Here is a 3,252-nt window from a genome sequence, read left to right as displayed (position 1 = left end):
TTCTCCGCCAGAGGCGGACAAGTTCGAATCGGTCGTAGTGAAAGATTATTGGGTTTGGTATTTCAAAGTTGGTTGCTTTATAAAGCGTGATTGTACTTATAAATAGATTAATAAATAAGGTTGTGCATTTCAAACCGTCATTGTAATTATTGGCGGCGGGCTAAGCGCAACGCCGTTAGGTAGCATAAGAATGAATCATAAAAAGGTTTTAGTTTTTTTATTATTAATGCTCATTGGAAGTATTACAATAAAATCACAGTCCTTGAAGTTTGGATTTCGAATAGAACCAACAATTATGCAAATTGAACAAAACAATTTATCTTCGATGGCTTTTACTCCATATGGAATGTATTTAACTACCATTGTTATGCCCGTTGATGGATTGAGTATTGAAGTGAGACCTGGTTATTTAATGGGTGGTGAATATTACGGAGGTTTCGAGTTTGGCCTTTTTGCAAGATGGATGATTTTATCATCAAGATATTATTTGATTTTAGGTTTAAATAACCATTCAAATAGTCTGTTTGCCTCACATAATGGCGGCTCTGGTTTTTCAAAAAATATTCTATATAAAGGTATAGGTATTGGCTTTCAAAAGGACTCTAAACTAAGCTTTGATTTAATGTATCACATTACTAACGACAAGGAGTTTGCCTACTCAAGAGTTTATGATTCTTATGGCGTTACGAAATATGAAAATAAAAAAATGAAAGGAATTCTTAAGGTTGGCTTTAGTCTTGCGTGGGATATTTTATAAAAAGCTACCTAACCCGCACTTCAGCCCGACCGCGTCTTCGACACGGTCGTAGTGAAAATTATTGGGTTTGGCTTTTCAAAGTTAGTTGCTATTAAAAGTGTGATTGTAATAAAAAACAGATTAATAAATAAAGTTGTGCATTTCAAACCGTCATTGTTGTAGTGGGCGGCGGGCTAAGCGCAACGCCGTTATACGGTAAGAATATATGAATATCACAAGTCAATATGTTTTGCGAACATTAGCAGAACTTGTTGTATTAAATGAATCAAAACAATTCACAGTATACAGTCAATTATTATTATTAGCTTCTACAATGCGAGAAGATGATCATAGTAAACTAAAAACTGTTTTGGATGAATTTGTAAAGGAATATTCTTTACTCTCAAAATTCGACTATGCCGATGACAAAATAATTATTGATATTTCTGAAAACTTTCCTAAACCTAATGATGGTAGCTATGATCCAGAAATGATTCGGCATAAGCTTATTCGTAGGACTCTTCTATATAAATTATATCAAACATATTTGATGGAAGGTGGTATCCATGCATCATTTACATTAGCAAATTTAGCCAGCATATTAAATTCTGATAAAGAAGAAATACTCAGACACGTTCAATATTTAGAAGATGAATACTATGTAAAGTATGCGTATGCAGATGGTGGAATGAGCACAACTCATATCACAAATCCTGGTGTAAAGTTATGCGAAAATCGTATGAACTTATTTGATGAGTTTTCTGCACTAAGTTTGACAATTAAGGAAAACGATGCCTCAGAAAAAGCACCAACCAGCAATTCACTAAATGAAAGATTCAATTCAAATTACGTTTCTGAAGAACGAATAAAAGAATTAAATCAAGCAAATAATTCTAAATATGATTTATCGAAATTAACTCAACTTTTAAAAGAACTTAATTCTTCCGCAAAGGATATGAATGTATATGCAATTGCTATGATACTCAGATCAATTATTGATCACATCCCACCAATCTTTGATTTAAATACTTTTTCGGAAGTTGTTAACAATTATGGTTGGTCAAAATCAAATAAAGAATTGATGTCAAGATTAGAGTTATCATTACGCAATATTGCAGATTCATATTTGCATACGAAAATAAAAAAGAAAGAAATCATTCCTTCTCCGACGCAAGTTGATTTTAGACCAGAAATTGATGTATTAATTAGTGAAATATTATCAATTGTTAAATAACCGTATAACAAGTTCTTCAAGCCGACCGCTTTAAAAGTTGCGGCATTTGTTTGGTTATAAAGTAGCGTTGTAAAAGTTGGTTGCTCTTTGAACGTGGTTGAATAAACGAAGTTACTAATAAATTATAGGCAGTTGTTTTCAAAGTTGCATTGCTGTGTTTGGCGGCGGCTTAAAAACAATGCCGTTATACACATTAATATGGGAGTATTAATATGAAGCGTCTTCTTTTGTTGATTTTAGTTTTATCTAATATATCAGTCCAAGGTTCTAATCCAGATGGTAAATGTGGGATTGTAAAATTAGTTACCGGAATACCAAAAGAAGCTGAGAAACAAGCAAAAAGTTTTGTAGAACCATATTATGCTTCCATTCCAACAAATAATGCTTTTAAGAAAGTGTACGTTCTCTGGGATAAAGCAAAGCCAAAAAGTTATAGATTGATGGTTGTATATAATGACGATTTCTGGAGCTTTATTGGGACTTCTTTCAAAAACAACAATGAAGTATTCTATAGTGATTCGTCATCATTTCAGAACCGAGATGATTATAAAAGTATTGTTCCATATCAGCTTAAGTTGGATGTAAAAAAACAAGAGTTACATTATTATTGGGGTAAATCGAAAGAAAAGGGAATTACCCAGCGTGGCGGAGTTCCACAGTTTATAAGACCAAGATTAAGTAAAGATAATATGATGCCGGAATTTAATTTTAAGACATTTGAAGGGGAGACAATATCATCAAAAAAATTGAGAGGTAAATTTGTTTTTATAGACTTTTGGGGAACTTGGTGCGGAGGCTGTATCTATGAAATGCCTTATGTAAAAGAACTGAGAGAAAAAATAAGTACGAACAAGCTATTTGTCGTTGGTTTTGTAAATGATAATAAAGATTCATTGAAAAAATATCTGTCTGCTAATTCGTTTAATTACCCGAATGTGTTACTAGACTCATTATATCTTGAAAAATGTAAAGTAGAGTCATATCCAACAAAAGTATTGTTAGATCCAGAAGGAAGAATAATAAGTACAGATTTTATTGCGGATAATTTAACAGAGACAGTATTAAAAAAAATAAACAACTATAAAAAGTAAATGTGTATAACCCGCACTTCAGCCCGACCGCTTCTATCGAATCGGTCGTAGTGAAAAGTAATTGGGTTTGGCTTTTCAAAGTTGGTTGCTTTATAAAGTGTGATTGTAATACAAAACAGATTAATAAATAAAGTTGTGCATTTCAAACCGTCATTGTAGTTATTGGCGGCGGGCTAAGCGCAACGCCGTTA

At 32.7% G+C, this 3,252-nt stretch carries 3 protein-coding genes; all 3 read left to right on the top strand.

The genetic code is table 11. The features are described from left to right. Nucleotides 1-190 precede the first annotated feature (190 nt). The 3 genes from KF816_17480 (at nucleotide 191) to KF816_17470 (ending at nucleotide 3,061) form a co-directional block, all read left to right on the top strand. Nucleotides 191-757: a hypothetical protein gene (locus KF816_17480; GenBank protein ID MBX3009821.1), complete on the top strand. Its 567-nt coding sequence runs from the start codon at nucleotides 191-193 to the stop codon at nucleotides 755-757. A gap of 205 nt (nucleotides 758-962) precedes the next feature. Beyond that, nucleotides 963-1,970 carry a hypothetical protein gene (locus KF816_17475; protein ID MBX3009820.1) on the top strand — a complete coding sequence of 336 codons (1,008 nt, stop codon included), beginning with the start codon at nucleotides 963-965 and terminating at the stop codon, nucleotides 1,968-1,970. Nucleotides 1,971-2,182: 212 nt separating this feature from the next. After that, nucleotides 2,183-3,061: a TlpA family protein disulfide reductase gene (locus KF816_17470; GenBank protein ID MBX3009819.1), complete on the top strand. Its 879-nt coding sequence runs from the start codon at nucleotides 2,183-2,185 to the stop codon at nucleotides 3,059-3,061. Nucleotides 3,062-3,252: the final 191 nt, after the last annotated feature.

Source organism: Melioribacteraceae bacterium (genome assembly GCA_019638015.1).
Taxonomy (GTDB): domain Bacteria; phylum Bacteroidota; class Ignavibacteria; order Ignavibacteriales; family Melioribacteraceae; genus JAHBUP01.
The sequence above is the reverse complement of the archived record's forward strand: the minus strand, read 5'-3'. Positions and strand labels throughout refer to the sequence as shown.